Here is a 13,732-nt window from a genome sequence, read left to right on the forward strand (position 1 = left end):
CCATCCACGCCTTCCCTTTCTTGCTGATTAGTCAAGTTTTGTGCCTTTGGGCAGCGGCAGGCCGCGCAGGAAATCGGCAGTCGCCACGGCGGATTTGCTGGGACGCTGCAGTTTCAGCAGCTTCAGTGCGCCCTCGCCGCAGGCCACCGCGCCGGCATCGTCCAGCAGGGTGCCGGCGACGCCTTTGCCTGCCGCTGGCTCGGCGGCCAGCACTTTGATGCGCTCGCCGTTCAGCTCGAAAAAAGTGCCGGGGCCTGGATTCAGGGCACGCACCATGCGGTCGATCTCAGCGGCGGATTTCGTCCAGTCGATACGGCCCTCATCCCTGGTCAGCTTGGCCGCATAGGTTACGCCCGCTTCGGGCTGCGGCTGCGGTTTGATTGTGCCGTCGGCGAAATCGTGCAGCGCGCGTACCATCAGCGGCGCACCCACACGCGCCAGTTCGTCATGCAGTTCGCTCACGGTCATACGCGGGCCGATGGCGACTTTTTCGCAGGCCAGAACCGGGCCGGTATCCAGCCCGACATCCATCTGCATGGCGCAGACGCCGGTTTCGGCATCGCCGGCCATGATCGCGCGCTGGATCGGCGCGGCACCGCGCCAGCGCGGCAGTAGCGAGGCATGCAGGTTGAAGCAGCCCAGCTTCGGCGCATCCAGCACCGGTTTGGGCAGCAGCAACCCATAGGCCACCACCACGGCGGCATCGGCGTTCAACGCGGCGAATTCCGCCTGTGCCTCGGGCGTTTTCAGGCTCACCGGATGGCGCACCGTCAGGCCATGCCTTTCGGCGCAGGCCTGCACGGGCGAGGGGGTCAGCTTCTGGCCTCGCCCGGCCGGGCGAGGCGGCTGGCTGTAGACGGCAACGATCTCGTCGCCGTTGGCGATGAAGGCTTCCATCACCGGCACGGCGAAGTCCGGCGTGCCCATGAAGACCAGACGGAGAGGCATGGAGCGAACCGGCTCAGCCGGCTTCGGCGAGGCGCTTCTGCTTCAGCAGCTTGCGCAGGATCATGTTGCGCTTCAGCGCCGAGATGTGGTCGACGAACAGGATGCCATCCAGATGGTCGATCTCGTGCTGCAGGCAGACGGCGAGCAGGCCATCGGCATGCAGTTCCTGTTTCTCGCCGTTATAATCCAGGTATTCGATCTTCACCTCGGCCGGGCGGGCCACTTCGGCATACTGCTCGGGCAGCGACAGGCAGCCCTCCTCGTAGACCTTGTCCTCGTCCGACAGCCAGGTGAATTCCGGGTTGATGATATACAGCGGCTGCTTGTCCTCGCCCTCGCGCGAGACGTCGATCACCAGCATGCGCTTAGGAATGCCGACCTGGATGGCGGCCAGGCCGATGCCCGGCGCGGCATACATGGTCTCCAGCATGTCGTCGAGCTGGCGGCGCACCTCGTCGGTCACCGCCTCGACGGGGGTCGAGACGGCTTCCAACCGGGAGTCCGGGGCGGTGATGATCGGCAAAAGGGCCATAAATCCGTTCCGTAATAACCGGGGGGTCATAGGCGCGGGCTGGTTCTCCGTCAAGCCCGCTGTTATGTAACACCCATGGCCATGGATATAATGTCAATTCTCGGAATCGCCAGCATCGCAGGGCTGGCGATCATCCTGATTCTGCTGGTTCTTCTGCTGCGCCGGGGGGGCGGCCCGGGCTCTGGACTGGGGGATCAGGCCGCCTTGGTGGCCGAGCTGCGCGACCAGCTGGACCAGGCCCGCGACGAGGCCGCCAGCGCCCAGGCGGCCCGGCTGGAGGCCGAGCGCCAGGCCGCCGGCCTGCGCAGCGAGCTGGCCGTGAAGACCCAGGCCTTCGAGAAACTGGCCGAAACCGCCACCCAGGCTGCCCGGGCGGCGGCCGTGGAATCCGCTGCCCAGCTTTCCAACAAACTGCTGGCCGACCACAAGCGCGAGGCCGAGGCCCAGAAGGAAGAGGGCGAGAAGCGCATCAAGCAGGCCACCGAGGGCCTGACCCAGCAATTCCTCACGGTCGCCGAGACGGTGACGCGCCTGAACCAGCAGGTGGGCGACAGCCGCAAGGCCATCGACACGGTCTATCGCGCCCTGTCGCATCCCGGCGGCGCCGGCCGGCTGGCCGAGATCGGGCTGGAAAACGTGCTGAAGGCCTTCGGCCTGCAACCGGGTCTGGATTTCATCATCCAGTATCATGCCGCCGGCGACGGCGAACGCGGCAACCTGCGCCCCGATGCGGTGGTGTTCCTGCCCGGCGATGCCGTGCTGGTGATCGATTCCAAGGCCTCCAAGCTGCTGCTTGACCATGCCGAGGCCGAGGACGAGGCGGCCGAGGCCGTCGCGCTGACGCAACTGGCCCAGCGCATGGCGACCCATCTGCGTGCGCTCAGCGCCAAGGATTACGGCAATGCCGTGCTCGCCACCTACAAGGAGCTGAAGCGCGGCGGCAGCCTGCGCCGCAGCATGATCGCCATGATGCTGCCCAACGATGCCGCAGTGGAAAAACTGCGCCGGGCCGATCCCGATTTCGAGCGGCGCGCCGCCGAGGTCGATATCGTGGTGACCGGGCCTTCGGCGCTGGCTGCGATCATCGCCGTGTCGCGCCTGCAGATCGATGGCGGCCGGCAGGCGGAGAATCTGGAAAAGATCGTCGAGGCGGTCGGCAATCTGGTGGAGTCCACTGCCACCGCGCTCTCGCTTGCCGATAAAGTGGGTCGTGGCCTGCAGCAAGCCACCGAACAGTTCGACGCCTTCAGCCGTTCGGTCAATGCACGCCTGCTGCCGCGCATCCGCCGCCTGGGCCAGCTTGGCATCCGTTCGTCGAAAACGCCGGCGGCCCTGCCCAGCTTCCAGGTCAGCGTGCAGCGCACCGATGTGATCGAGGCCGATGCCGAGGACGTCACACCGCAACTGCCCGGCCTGAATAACGGGGACGGCAAATGACAACTCTTCCCGTCTTCAATGGCGAGAACGGCAACGGCGAAACGCCGCGCAAGGTGAGCGAGATCATTGCCGCGCTCTGTGCCGGCGACCCCGAGGATCGCATCACGCTGCATGATCTGATCCATGCCTTCGGCCTGCGTGCCTTCGGCCTTGCTATCCTCGTCTTCGCTCTGCCGAACGGAATCCCCGCGCCGATCGCACCGGGCCTGTCAGCCGTGCTGGGTGCGCCTTTGCTGTTGTTGGCGGCGCAGATGCTGTTCGGCCTGGATCATCCATGGTTCCCGCAAAGTTGGGGCGAGCGCAGCTATCGCCGCGCGGATGTGGCCAAACTGCTGCGCCCCGCAATTCCAGTTCTGGAAAAAATCGAGCGCTACGTGAAGCCGCGTCATGCCCGCCTCACGGGCCAGCGCGGTCGGCGGCTGATCGGCGGCATCGTCTTGTGGAACGCGCTGCTGCTCTCGCTGCCGATTCCGTTCGGCAACCTGCTGCCGGCCTGGGCGATCATACTGGCTGCCTTCGGCCAGGTGGAGCGTGACGGCGTGCTGGTGATTGCCAGCCTGGGCGCCAGCGTGGTGGCCACGGGCTGGGTCTGGTTCCTGGTCGACACCAGCGTCTCGATCCTGCAATGGATATTCGGATGACGGCCGAGGAGATCATCGCCGCCCTTGGCCTGCAGCCGCATCCCGAAGGTGGTCATTACGTCGAAACCTTCCGCGACGCGCCCGGCCCCGACGGACGCAGCCGCTCGACGGCGATCTATTTCCTGCTCCGCGCTGGCGAGCGCTCGCACTGGCATCGCGTGGATGCCGTCGAGATCTGGCATTTCCATGCCGGTGCGCCGCTGCGTTTGAGTATCGTCGAGACGGCGGGAAAACCTGTGCAGCAGATCACCCTGGGCCATGGTGTGATCGAAGGCCACCGGCCGCAGGGCATCGTGCCACCGCATCACTGGCAGGCGGCTGAAACGCTTGGCACATGGACGCTGGTCGGCTGCACCGTCGCGCCCGGCTTCGATTTCGCCGGCTTCGAACTCGCCCCGCCGGGCTGGAGTCCCTGACATGGCGGTGCTGATCCGGAATGCCGTTGCCAGCGACATTTCCGCCGTCAGTGCCCTGCTGATAGAGACCTGGCACGATACTTACGATGCCCTGCTGGGTCGCGATAAGGTCGACGAGATCACACGGCTTTGGCATGCACCTGCCGTGCTGCAACAGCAATTGCAGCAACGCGGGACATGCTTTCTGGTTGCCGAATCTGACCGCGAGATTATGGGCCATGCATTCGCCCAGGCTTGGAACCTGCCGATTCTGAATATTGCCCGGTTATATGTCAGGCCGGACTGGCAACGCCAGGGCATCGGTAATCGTTTTCTCGACAGACTGATCGCCCTGCACCCGGCTGCGGATAAACTCTGCCTGTCGGTAGAGAAGGGCAATATCAAGGCCGTGGCATTCTATTTGCGACAAGGCTTCAGCATCGTCGATGAAACGACGGAAGACGGATCTGAGATCCTTCTGATGGAAAAGCCGCTGCCGCAGCAGGCAGTCTAGGCCCTCTTGAAATACTTCCCCGGCGTGGTGCCGAGGCATTTGCGGAACATCGCGGTGAAGGCGGCCGGCGAGGCATAGCCCAGATCGGCCGCCACCAGGGCCACCGGTTTGCCGCTGCTGAGCTGCGCCAGCGCCTCGGCCAGACGCGCCTGCTGGCGCCAGGCCGTGAAACCCATGCCGGTTTCGCGCTGGAACAGCCGGGCCAAGCTGCGGCTGCTCAGGCCCGCTTCCGCCGCGCAGCTTTCGATATCGGTATTCCCGCCAGGATTATTCAGCAGACGCCGGCACACAGTCAGCAGGCGAGGTTCCTGTGGCATGGGCAGATGCAGCGGCAGGGCCGGCACGGCGCGCAGTTCATGCAGCAGCAGTTTGGCGATGGCCTCGCCGCGGCTGCCGCGCGGATATTCCACGGGCTCTCCCATCGCGGCGAGGATCAGGGCGCGCAGCAGCGGCGAGACGTCGATCACCTGGCAGTCGCGCGGCAGATGCCGCGCGGCACGTGGCGCGATGTAGAGCGTACGCATCGCCACCGCGCCGCTCATGTGAATCTCGTGTTCGGTCTGCGGCGGAATCCACAGGGCGCATTGCGGCGGCACCACCCATGTTCCCTGCGTCGTGCCGATCCGCATCACGCCCCGCGTGGCATAAAGCAACTGCCCGCGTTCATGCCGGTGCGGCGGGATATGTTGGCCGGCGGGAAAATCCTTCGGCATCGCTGCCACCGGGGTGGCGATGCGCTGGTAATCCTCGGCATTGGTGCTGCGTGGCATGTCCGAATCTCGATAGAAACAGGCAGGACGACGATTATCAGACAGCTCTATCCTGCCACCTGCAATCATTTTCTTCCGGGTTTCCATCCATGCCGTTCTCCCGCCGCGTCATCGGCTTCGTCAATCTCGCCCATCTGATCGACCACAAGTTCATGCTGATCTTTCCCACCGCCGTGCTGGCGATGGAGGCGGATTTCGGCCGCTCCTATGGCGAATTGCTGGCGCTGTCGCTGGGTGGCTTCATCGCCTTCGGCGCCGGGTCGATCCCGGCCGGCTGGCTGGGCGACCGCTGGAGCCGCCGGCACATGCTGGGCGTCTTTTTCATCGGCATCGGCGCCGCCGCGATCCTGGCCGGTCTGAGCCAGTCACTGTGGTTCCTTGCCGTCGGGTTGACCCTGATCGGGCTGTTCGGGGCAATCTACCATCCGGTCGGCACAGCCATGCTCACCGCCCATGCCGCGGCTTTGGGGCCGCAGATGATGGGGCGCGAGATCGGGCTGAACGGTGTGTGGGGCAATATCGGCGTGGCCATTGCGGCCCTGGTCACCGGCGCCATCGCGCAATATGCCGGCTGGCGTGCCGCCTTCATCCTGCCGGGCATCGTGGTGACCGTGATCGGCATCGTCTACCTGATGCTGGTGCCCGAACATGCCTCGCCGCCGCGCAAGGGCGGCCAGCCACAGCCCCGTGTGCCGCGCGCCGTGGCGATCCGCGCCTTCGCCGTGCTGGCGCTGGTGGGGATCAGTGGCGGCGTGGTGTTCAACGCCGCCACCATCGCCCTGCCCAAGCTGTTCGCCGAGCGTCTGCTCGATCTGATCGCCTCGCCGGTCGGCATCAGCCTAGTGGTCAGCGCCGTCTATCTCGCCGGCGCGCTGGCGCAGCTGCTCATCGGCCGCCTGGTGGACCGTTTCACGCTGAAGCAGATTTTCGTGCCGGTGGCCTTTCTGCAGGCGCCCTGCCTGTTCCTGGCCGGATGGCTGGGGAATGCCTGGCTGCTGCTGCCCTGCCTGGGCGTCATGTTTGCGATTTTCGGCCAGGTGACGATCAACGATGCCATGGTGGCGAAATACACCTCCGACGCATGGCGAGCGCGGGCCTATTCGCTGCGCTACCTGCTGTCCTTCGGCGCCAGCGCCACCGCCGTGCCGTTGATCGCGCTGGTGCATGATCGCGGCGGCGGCTTCCCGATGCTGTTCGCCATCCTGGCCGTGCTGGGCTTCAGCATTTTCCTCGCGGCGCTAGCCTTCCCCGGCTACTCAGGTGAAGACGGCCACCGCGAGGATGCCGGTTCAACGTCGCCGCAGGTCGCCCGTGCCTAGAACGGCGCCGCCGACGATCAGCGCACAGGCCAGCAGAACGGGCAGGGTGAGTTCGCCCTGGCCGAACACGATCAGCAACAGGGTAGAGAGCAGCGGCGCTGCGTAAGCCATGGTGCCCAGCGCGCGCACGTCGCCACGCTTCATGCCGTGGTCCCAGCAGAAGAAGGCCAGGCCAACTGGCCCAAGCCCCAGCGCAATGATCGCCGCCCATTCGCCGGTGGAGGCCGGCAGGCCGGTGCTCTCGAAGGCGAAGTGCCCCAGCCAGGAGAGCAACGCCGTGGCGGCGCAGAAGGCGCCCACGGCATCGGTCGGCACCGTGGCGAAACGGCGGCTCAGTACGGAATAGCCCGACCATGTGAAGGCGCAGGCAAAGGCGGCGGCATAGCCGGCCGCGTAACGCCAGTCGAAGCCGAGTTCACCCTTGCCGGCGATCAGGATCACCGTGCCGCCTAAGCCCAGTGCCGCGCCGGCCAGATGGAACCAGCGCAGCTTCTCGCCCGGCAGCAAGGCCGAGAACAGCACGATCAGCAAAGGCCAGAGATAGTTGATCAGGCTGGCTTCCAGCGGCGGCGCCAGCTTGAGCGCGAGGAAATACAGCGCGTGGTAGCCGAACAGGCCGAACACGCCCAGCACCCAGGCAGCCGGGCTCAGGCTGAAATGCTTCAGCACGCCCCGGATGCCGTCGCCGCGCAGCAGCCACAGCACGATGGCGGCGAGGGTCGAGAGAGTGAAGGTCATGGCGGTGAGTTGCAGGGCCGGCACGCTGGGAGTCAGTGTGGTGAACAGGGCCAGCGAGGCCCAGAGCCAGATGGCGATGGTGCCGATCAGGGTGGCGCGCAGGCGCGCGGCGGCGGGAGTAGCGGTCATGATGATTTGGAATCCGGAATGAAAGGCGGGACGCAATGACGCGTGGCGCATCGCGCAAAGGCTGTTTTCGATTGAAGGCCGCTACCGGGAGGCCGAGTTTTAAGGAAAACCGCCAATCAGATCAAGTTGGCAGATCAAGCTGGCAGAAAACCGTCCGGTCAGACTGAGCGGGCGGCGTCCAGGCGATAGAACAGGGGCGACTGCTCGCTTTCCAGCAGGCGGAGCGTGCCGCGCACCAGCACCGGCTGGTCGGCATAGGCCACCGGCTCGGCGGCCTTCACCGCCACGATGCGGCTGAGGTCGCCCATCATGCAGCTCGAGCAATGGAACTGCAGGGCGCCGAGCAGGAATTCCTTGTGGGTCTTGCCGTCACGGAACGGCATCATGTAGCCGCTGATGACCACGTCCTGGCCGTCCAGGCCCTGCAGGGCGGCGGGGAAGCGGCTGATCATGCCATCCTGGAACTTGCTTTCGCCGGCCTGGGCCAGCAGGTCCCAGTCCAGGGCACCGTTCACGCCGGGAGCAGGCTGCCGCAGATGGGCCAGAACGCCGCCCTGGGCCGGTTCGATGGAAATGGCGGCGGCATCGCCGGCCGCGCAGGCAAAGCCGGCGGCGGCGGAGAGTGTGACGCTGGACAGGAACTGGCGGCGCAGCATGGTTACCCTCGTCAAGGCGATGATTGTTACAATATACGCTTGCAGGCGGTCGATTCAAGCCGGTTGCGGGGCGGCATGGGGACGATTTTGGCTAGCCCCATAATACGGTTTTGTGAAGGCAATCGTCTCTGCACCCTTGCCGGAAAGGTCAGGTGACGGATCGTCGGCCTGAGCGTATAAGCCGGTGCGATGGTTGCTGCTTCTCCCCATCCCGAATCCCTTCTGAAGGCCGGCAATGGCTGGCCGCTGGTCGGTGCGTTGTCGTTTGCCCAGCTCGTCTCCTGGGGTTCAATCTACTACGCCTTTTCGCTCTTCGTTGTGCCGATGGAGACCGATCTGGGCTGGAGCCGCACGGCGCTGAACGGTGCCCTGTCGCTGGGCCTGCTCACGGCCGGCCTGGTCGCCTATCCGGTCGGCAAGCTGATCGACGCGCGCGGCGGCCGGGTGCTGATGAGCGCCGGTTCGCTGCTGGCCTCTCTGCTGTTCGTGGCTTGGGCCTATGTCGACCACGTGGCGGCCTTCTATGTGATCTGGTTCGGGCTGGGCGTATGCATGGCGCTCACGCTCTACGAACCGGTCTTCGTGGTGCTGACGCGGCTCTTCCCCGAGAATTACCGCTTCCGCATCACCATGCTCACGTTGGTCGGCGGTTTCGCCTCCACGGCTTTCATCCCGCTCACCGCATGGTGGATCGAGGTTCTTGGCTGGCGCGACGCATTGCTGGCACTGGCGGCATGCAACCTGCTTTATTGCCTGCCCGTGCATGCCCTGATGCTGCGCGACAAAGCCGGTGGCGCCACCCAGGCCGAAACTGTTCCCGCCTCGGGCGCTGACAGCCCGATGCGCCGCGCCCTGCGTCACCCGGTCTTCTGGGGCCTGGTGGTCTGCTTCACCTTCTACTACGCGACCTTCTCGGCGCTTACCTTCCATTTCATCCCGATGTTCGACGAGCGCGGTTTTTCGCTCAGCCTCGCCGTCGGCGTGATCGCCGTGATCGGCCCGGCCCAGGTGGCCGGCCGCATCATCCTGCTGCTGTTCGGCCGCCGGCTCACGGCGGCCACCACCGGCCGCATCATCGTGCTGATGTTCCCGGCCAGTGTCGCCCTGCTGGTCCTGTTCCCCGGTTCGGTGGCCGCCCTGTTCGCCTTCGCTGCGATCTATGGCTGCGCCAATGGCATCATGACCATCGTGCGCGGCACGGCAGTGCCAGACCTGTTATGGCGCGAGGGTTATGGCGCAATCAGCGGCGCACTCACCCTGCCGGCCAATATCGCCAAGGCGCTGGCGCCATCCATCGCCGCCTTTGTATGGGCCTTCTTCGGCAATTACGGGCCGGTGCTCTGGGTGATCATGGCCGGCGCGCTGGTTTCGGCCGCCGGCTTCTGGTTCGCGGCGGCAAAAAGCAAAACGCCCGCCGGATGAACCGGCGGGCGCGTTAAGTCGGAAGTCGCTTCTGCTTCTGTAAATCGTGGCTCAGCGCTTCTTTTTCGTCGTGGCTTTCTTCGGCGCCGGCAGCAGGCGCTGGACGAAGCTGGGCAGGGCGAAAGCGCCGAAATGGATTTCCGGATTGTAGTAGCGCAGCGCCGGCAGCTTCGCCTTGTCGAAACGGGCGAAGATGTTGCGTGGATCCTCGTCGGTGATGTCGCGGTCGCTGGCCCAGGTCAGCGACATGAAGCCGCAGACATAGGTCGGCACCACGGCCAGATAAGTGCCCGAATGGGCCCAGATCTTCTGGAACAGCTTGATGGCGTCGGTCAGTTCCGGGCCCTGCATATGCGGCACGCCGTTCTGCGCCACGAGAATAGCACCCGGCTTCATCACCCGGCGGCAATTGTCGTAGAAGGCCTTGCTGAACAGCACGGTGGCAGGGCCGACCGGATCGGGCCGGTCGACGATCACCAGGTCGTAGCGATCCTTCGTGCTGGCCACATAGGCCGCGCCGTCGCCGACGATCAGGTTTGTGCGCTTGTCGCCGAAGGCCTTGCCGCAGATTTTCGGCAGGTATTTCTTCGCCACCTCGATCACCATGCCGTCGATCTCGACCATGGTGACGCGCTTGATCGACTTGTGCTTCAGCACTTCCTCGAGGATGCCGCCATCGCCGCCGCCGACGATCAGCACCGATTCCACCTTGCCATGGGCCAGGATCGGCAGATGCGTCAGCATCTCGTGATAGACGAATTCATCGCCCTCGGTGCATTGCACGACGCCGTCGAGCGCGAGCATGCGGCCGAAACGGCCGCTCTCGAACACCTTCACCTTCTGGTATTTCGACTTGCCCTCGAACAGGACCTTCTTGATCTCGTGGCTCTGCCGGAAACCGGCATAAAGCGTTTCATTGAACCACGTGGTCACAGAATCAGTCCCCGCTTCATCTCGGTGCACTGGATGTTGTCGGGCAGGAAGGCGCGGCGCAGCACGGGAATCGCCTTCTGCGGCTGACAGTCGCCGCACACGAAGACGTCCAGCGCCGCATAGCCCTTTTCCGGCCAGGTGTGGATAGACATGTGGCTTTCCGCCAGCACGGCCACGCCGGAAATGCCGCCATTGGGCTCGAAATGATGCAGGTCGATGTTGAGCAGGGTCGCACCGATCTCGGACACCGCATCGGTCAGCGTCTGCTTGACCAGCGCGAGATTGTCGAGGTGCTTGCCACCCCACAGATCGATGATCAGATGCATGCCGGCGTAACGCACGCCGTCCTTGCAAATGAAATGCTCGTCCGCCCCATTCGACTCCGGCAGGGCCGGAACTTCGTACAGGGCGGGCTTGGTTGCCTTCTTGGTCATGTCACTCTCCACCAAGGGGGAGCCGCGGACTGAAATCTGGCGGCTCAGGAAAAGGGTTGTCCGATTGGCAGAGAGACTGTTGGGAAAGCCCCGTGGTTCCGGCCGGCAAAACGTGGAATTGCCGGCGGCCATGCGCCACTTTCCAAACAGTCTCTGGAGGGGGGTATGGGGCCAAAGGCCCCCTGATGCAAGAAAAAACTGCCCCTGCGGGGTAATTTTTTGTCTCACGGGTCATGAATCACATTTTATCCGCGAAAATCGCGGCGATCCGGCGACTTTTATGACAGAAATCCGGGCTTACACGAAACTTCCTGCCAGCGTGAAAACCTCGCCGCCGAGGCCCATTTTGAAACGCGCCACGCCGGCACCGCGCTCTGTATCCACGCCGCCAAGATCCAGGTGTGTCACGCCGCGCGATTTCAGTTCCGCCACGGCGCGCCAGATCAGGCGGTAATGCGCTTTCACAAGCCGGCCGGCCTCGTTGCTCCAGCCCATCGCATAGGTGGCGCCGCGCCCGTGACGCAGCAGCAGGATGCCGGCCAGCGGCCGCACGCGTCCCTGATGTAGACCGGCATGTGCCCACAACAGCAATGCATCCTCATTGGCATCCTTGCTGCCTTCGATGGCATCGGCAAAAGCCGAATAGAAAATCGCATCGGGTCCAAGAAAGCGGTTTTCCAGGCGGTGCTCGTCATGTTCGCCCATTAGCGCGGCGAAAGCCTCGCCATGCCATGTGCCTTCGGCACGGCTCGCCACTTCCAGCAGCAGGGCGGATTTCTCGGCGGCCTTGAGCATGTTGCGCCATTTGCCGTCAAGTTGACTGCGCAGGCGCTCGACCGGCGGTGTCAGGTCCAGCCGGATCGAGGAATAGCCTGTTACCATCGGGCGCAGGCCGATCTGCGCCATCGCGTTTTCCGATTCAGAGCCGCCATTCAGTTCCGGCAGCCACCACAGCAGGCAGCGTTGCCGCCATGGATAGTGTGCGCGGATCAGCGCCAGCACGGCATCGCGGCCGGCACGGTCGAGGCCTGTTGCGAAAAGCGGGCCACGCACCAGCCGCACGAATCTTCCCAGCGGGCCGATGCGGCGCGCAAAGATCTGGGCCAGGGCGATGACGCGATCCTGCCGGCGGAACAGCCAGCGTTCCGCCTGCACCTTGCCTGCCGATGCAGCGGTTACCGCCTCGCCATAACACCAGGCCTGTTCCAGCACGCTCTGGCGCATGGCGTCATGGGCTGTGGCCCAGGCGGCGGCGGAGGTGCAGTGTTCGACGGTGATGGCAGGCTGCATCGGTTCGGATATGCCGGTCGGCAGCGTCCAGCGCAAGCGTTCTTGTGCCTGCCGCCGCGCTTCAGCCCCCTTGCGGGGCGTCGGCGAATATCTGGCAGGCCAGCACCATGTCGACGGTCTCGCCGTCATTGGCCAGTGGCAGCCAGAGTGCCTCGTAATCGTACCAGTGCTCGTCCATCATCTGCCGGTTATGCGCCAGCAACGGCTCCGGCCGCGCCACGATTTCCTTCAGGCGGCTGATCAGCAGGTCGCGATATTCCGGCGCGGGCAACTCATCCAGCCACATGCCGGTCGGGTCCATGCCTAAGCGGTCGACCTGATAGGTGCCGGCCAGTCGGATGCGGAAGCGTAGCGGGCCGTGATGCACTTCAATCAGCGCGATGTTGCCCAGCGCCACGCGCATGGCCATGGGGTCGATATCGGCCCGGGCCGGCAGGCGGCGGCCGCGGCGCTGGTCCTGCCAGTAGCGGTGAATCTCCGCAACGAGCGGGAAACGGAAATCATCCGGACCGGGGTCCCAGATCAGGCGGCTATGGGCAGTCGCAAGCACGGAGAATCCTGGAGGGGGAGAATGTCTTGTTGGATGTCCTGGGCAGTCGATACAAAATCCTGCCTCAGGATGTGGAATTTACTATGACAACTCCTCCGGAAACTGACAAGGGCAAGTCAGGCCGGCGATGCCTGTCGCTACCTCTGGGCAGCGGCGGCGCACTCGGTTAATGCTTGGGCATGGCCCTGTTCCGCTCCGCTGCCCGTATCCATGGTTATGTGATTCCGGCACCGCGCTTCACGCGCTGGGCGTTGGTCTATTTCCTGAAATTCATCGTCGCACCGGTGCTGCTGCTGCTGCTTGCCCTGGATGTCGCGCTGTATTTCGTGTTCCGCGACTGGCTGGGCAGCTGCTACGGCCTCCTGTGTTTCTTTGAATAATTGCCGGCAACGAAAAAGCCCGCCTTGCGGCGGGCTTTTTCGGCAGATTGCCATCTGAATATCTGGCTGACGAGGGGTGATTTGGTGGAGCCAAGCGGGATCGAACCGCTGACCTCCTGCATGCCATGCAGGCGCTCTCCCAGCTGAGCTATGGCCCCATTAAATCACGGACTTGGCGCCTTCCCGGAGGAGGGCTGGGGTCCGTCGGCGGGGGCGGACCATAAGCCGCCCTCCGCTGCTTTGCAAGTGTTTCGTCAGCCCGATTTCGGGTGGTTTTTCAGCGTTCTTCCTCGGCGTCGGGTGCGGCGTCGACGTCGATTTCTTCGGCGACATCCTCTTCCTCGAATTCGTCGGCATCCTCGAGGATTTCATCGCCCAGATCCGTATCCTCCACCTCGGCGTCCAGCGCGTCAGGGCTGATGGCCTTCGGGGCCTTGGCCTTCGGTTCTTCCGCCTTGGCCGGGCGGCGCGAGCTTTTCACCAGGGCTTCCGGATTGAACTCGGTGCCGCATTTCGGGCACAGGATCGGCGATTTGTTGAGATCGTAGAACGCGGCGCCGCAACTCAGACAACGACGCTTGGTGCCCCATTCGGCTTTGGCCATCGAGCAAATCTCCATGTGATCGGCGCCGCCAAACCGGCCA

17 protein-coding genes and 1 tRNA gene are annotated in these 13,732 nt (G+C 64.5%); 7 read left to right on the forward strand and 11 right to left on the reverse strand.

The genetic code is table 11. The annotated features are described in order from the left end of the window. Positions 1 to 27: 27 nt before the first annotated feature. Together fmt and def are read right to left on the reverse strand one after the other, a co-directional pair. On the reverse strand, positions 28 to 948 hold the full coding sequence (gene fmt, locus ACK4FJ_RS08510) for a methionyl-tRNA formyltransferase (RefSeq protein ID WP_409765425.1): 921 nt from the start codon (positions 946 to 948) through the stop codon (positions 28 to 30). Between the two features lie 13 nt (positions 949 to 961). Continuing rightward, positions 962 to 1,480: a peptide deformylase gene (gene def / locus ACK4FJ_RS08515; protein ID WP_409765426.1), complete on the reverse strand. Its 519-nt coding sequence runs from the start codon at positions 1,478 to 1,480 to the stop codon at positions 962 to 964. A 90-nt stretch (positions 1,481 to 1,570) separates the two neighbouring features. On the opposite strand from def, the gene rmuC reads away from it, so the two are divergent. Genes rmuC through ACK4FJ_RS08535 form a run of 4 tightly spaced genes read left to right on the forward strand, consistent with a single transcriptional unit; the run spans position 1,571 to position 4,467 of the window. Then, a complete protein-coding gene (gene rmuC / locus ACK4FJ_RS08520) occupies positions 1,571 to 2,917 on the forward strand; it encodes a DNA recombination protein RmuC (RefSeq protein ID WP_409765427.1) in 1,347 nt (448 codons plus the stop codon). Further along, entirely contained in the window at positions 2,914 to 3,558 is a 645-nt protein-coding gene (locus ACK4FJ_RS08525; RefSeq protein WP_409765428.1) for an exopolysaccharide biosynthesis protein, read from the forward strand. Before rmuC ends, ACK4FJ_RS08525 begins: the two co-directional genes overlap by 4 nt. Continuing rightward, positions 3,555 to 3,974 (forward strand): cupin domain-containing protein, encoded by a 420-nt coding sequence (locus ACK4FJ_RS08530; protein WP_409765429.1) that lies wholly within the window; start codon positions 3,555 to 3,557, stop codon positions 3,972 to 3,974. Before ACK4FJ_RS08525 ends, ACK4FJ_RS08530 begins: the two co-directional genes overlap by 4 nt. Position 3,975: 1 nt before the next feature. Then, the gene (locus ACK4FJ_RS08535; RefSeq protein WP_409765430.1) at positions 3,976 to 4,467 is read left to right on the forward strand and encodes an N-acetyltransferase family protein; all 492 of its coding nucleotides are present in this window, start codon (positions 3,976 to 3,978) and stop codon (positions 4,465 to 4,467) included. Here the strand turns inward: ACK4FJ_RS08535 and ACK4FJ_RS08540 are convergent. After that, a complete protein-coding gene (locus ACK4FJ_RS08540) occupies positions 4,464 to 5,237 on the reverse strand; it encodes an AraC family transcriptional regulator (RefSeq protein WP_409765431.1) in 774 nt (257 codons plus the stop codon). The two genes, ACK4FJ_RS08535 and ACK4FJ_RS08540, sit on opposite strands and share 4 nt — an antisense overlap. Positions 5,238 to 5,326: 89 nt before the next feature. On the opposite strand from ACK4FJ_RS08540, the gene ACK4FJ_RS08545 reads away from it, so the two are divergent. Further along, a complete protein-coding gene (locus ACK4FJ_RS08545; protein ID WP_409765432.1) occupies positions 5,327 to 6,556 on the forward strand; it encodes an MFS transporter in 1,230 nt (409 codons plus the stop codon). On the opposite strand, the gene ACK4FJ_RS08550 is transcribed toward ACK4FJ_RS08545, so the two are convergent. After that, positions 6,527 to 7,423: a DMT family transporter gene (locus ACK4FJ_RS08550; protein ID WP_409765433.1), complete on the reverse strand. Its 897-nt coding sequence runs from the start codon at positions 7,421 to 7,423 to the stop codon at positions 6,527 to 6,529. The genes ACK4FJ_RS08545 and ACK4FJ_RS08550 overlap by 30 nt on opposite strands. A gap of 158 nt (positions 7,424 to 7,581) precedes the next feature. Then, the gene (locus ACK4FJ_RS08555) at positions 7,582 to 8,079 is read right to left on the reverse strand and encodes a hypothetical protein (protein ID WP_409765434.1); all 498 of its coding nucleotides are present in this window, start codon (positions 8,077 to 8,079) and stop codon (positions 7,582 to 7,584) included. Positions 8,080 to 8,268: 189 nt separating this feature from the next. On the opposite strand from ACK4FJ_RS08555, the gene ACK4FJ_RS08560 reads away from it, so the two are divergent. After that, entirely contained in the window at positions 8,269 to 9,501 is a 1,233-nt protein-coding gene (locus ACK4FJ_RS08560; RefSeq protein WP_409765435.1) for an MFS transporter, read from the forward strand. A gap of 51 nt (positions 9,502 to 9,552) precedes the next feature. Here the strand turns inward: ACK4FJ_RS08560 and speE are convergent, their stop codons facing one another. From speE to ACK4FJ_RS08580, 4 genes are all read right to left on the reverse strand, one after another. Further along, complete coding sequence (gene speE / locus ACK4FJ_RS08565; protein ID WP_409765436.1) at positions 9,553 to 10,434, reverse strand: polyamine aminopropyltransferase; 882 nt, start codon at positions 10,432 to 10,434, stop codon at positions 9,553 to 9,555. Then, complete coding sequence (gene speD / locus ACK4FJ_RS08570; RefSeq protein ID WP_409765437.1) at positions 10,431 to 10,868, reverse strand: adenosylmethionine decarboxylase; 438 nt, start codon at positions 10,866 to 10,868, stop codon at positions 10,431 to 10,433. Before speD ends, speE begins: the two co-directional genes overlap by 4 nt. A 297-nt stretch (positions 10,869 to 11,165) precedes the next feature. Then, positions 11,166 to 12,158 carry a peptidoglycan bridge formation glycyltransferase FemA/FemB family protein gene (locus ACK4FJ_RS08575; RefSeq protein WP_409765438.1) on the reverse strand — a complete coding sequence of 331 codons (993 nt, stop codon included), beginning with the start codon at positions 12,156 to 12,158 and terminating at the stop codon, positions 11,166 to 11,168. A gap of 61 nt (positions 12,159 to 12,219) precedes the next feature. Then, positions 12,220 to 12,708: a PAS domain-containing protein gene (locus tag ACK4FJ_RS08580; protein ID WP_409765439.1), complete on the reverse strand. Its 489-nt coding sequence runs from the start codon at positions 12,706 to 12,708 to the stop codon at positions 12,220 to 12,222. Positions 12,709 to 12,887: 179 nt separating this feature from the next. Here ACK4FJ_RS08580 and ACK4FJ_RS08585 point away from each other — a divergent pair, with 179 nt between their 5' ends. Then, positions 12,888 to 13,088 carry a hypothetical protein gene (locus ACK4FJ_RS08585; protein WP_409765440.1) on the forward strand — a complete coding sequence of 67 codons (201 nt, stop codon included), beginning with the start codon at positions 12,888 to 12,890 and terminating at the stop codon, positions 13,086 to 13,088. 82 nt (positions 13,089 to 13,170) lie between these two features. On the opposite strand, the gene ACK4FJ_RS08590 is transcribed toward ACK4FJ_RS08585, so the two are convergent. Further along, positions 13,171 to 13,246, reverse strand: a tRNA-Ala gene (locus ACK4FJ_RS08590). A gap of 119 nt (positions 13,247 to 13,365) precedes the next feature. Further along, complete coding sequence (locus tag ACK4FJ_RS08595) at positions 13,366 to 13,692, reverse strand: TIGR02300 family protein (RefSeq protein WP_409765441.1); 327 nt, start codon at positions 13,690 to 13,692, stop codon at positions 13,366 to 13,368. Positions 13,693 to 13,732: the final 40 nt, after the last annotated feature.

This window comes from Ferrovibrio sp., assembly GCF_046297595.1.
Classification (GTDB): Bacteria; Pseudomonadota; Alphaproteobacteria; order Ferrovibrionales; family Ferrovibrionaceae; genus Ferrovibrio.

Excerpts from the sequence above, each read along its gene's own strand:
- ACK4FJ_RS08535 (WP_409765430.1), top strand. The coding sequence starts at position 3,976 with ATGGCGGTGCTGATCCGGAATGCCGTTGCCAGCGACATTTCCGCCGTC.
- ACK4FJ_RS08575 (WP_409765438.1), bottom strand. The coding sequence starts at position 12,158 with ATGCAGCCTGCCATCACCGTCGAACACTGCACCTCCGCCGCCGCCTGG.
- speD (WP_409765437.1), bottom strand. The coding sequence starts at position 10,868 with ATGACCAAGAAGGCAACCAAGCCCGCCCTGTACGAAGTTCCGGCCCTG.
- def (WP_409765426.1), bottom strand. The coding sequence starts at position 1,480 with ATGGCCCTTTTGCCGATCATCACCGCCCCGGACTCCCGGTTGGAAGCC.
- ACK4FJ_RS08525 (WP_409765428.1), top strand. The coding sequence starts at position 2,914 with ATGACAACTCTTCCCGTCTTCAATGGCGAGAACGGCAACGGCGAAACG.
- ACK4FJ_RS08545 (WP_409765432.1), top strand. The coding sequence starts at position 5,327 with ATGCCGTTCTCCCGCCGCGTCATCGGCTTCGTCAATCTCGCCCATCTG.
- ACK4FJ_RS08555 (WP_409765434.1), bottom strand. The coding sequence starts at position 8,079 with ATGCTGCGCCGCCAGTTCCTGTCCAGCGTCACACTCTCCGCCGCCGCC.
- rmuC (WP_409765427.1), top strand. The coding sequence starts at position 1,571 with ATGTCAATTCTCGGAATCGCCAGCATCGCAGGGCTGGCGATCATCCTG.
- ACK4FJ_RS08595 (WP_409765441.1), bottom strand. The coding sequence starts at position 13,692 with ATGGCCAAAGCCGAATGGGGCACCAAGCGTCGTTGTCTGAGTTGCGGC.
- ACK4FJ_RS08585 (WP_409765440.1), top strand. The coding sequence starts at position 12,888 with ATGGCCCTGTTCCGCTCCGCTGCCCGTATCCATGGTTATGTGATTCCG.
- fmt (WP_409765425.1), bottom strand. The coding sequence starts at position 948 with ATGCCTCTCCGTCTGGTCTTCATGGGCACGCCGGACTTCGCCGTGCCG.
- ACK4FJ_RS08540 (WP_409765431.1), bottom strand. The coding sequence starts at position 5,237 with ATGCCACGCAGCACCAATGCCGAGGATTACCAGCGCATCGCCACCCCG.
- ACK4FJ_RS08560 (WP_409765435.1), top strand. The coding sequence starts at position 8,269 with ATGGTTGCTGCTTCTCCCCATCCCGAATCCCTTCTGAAGGCCGGCAAT.
- ACK4FJ_RS08550 (WP_409765433.1), bottom strand. The coding sequence starts at position 7,423 with ATGACCGCTACTCCCGCCGCCGCGCGCCTGCGCGCCACCCTGATCGGC.
- ACK4FJ_RS08530 (WP_409765429.1), top strand. The coding sequence starts at position 3,555 with ATGACGGCCGAGGAGATCATCGCCGCCCTTGGCCTGCAGCCGCATCCC.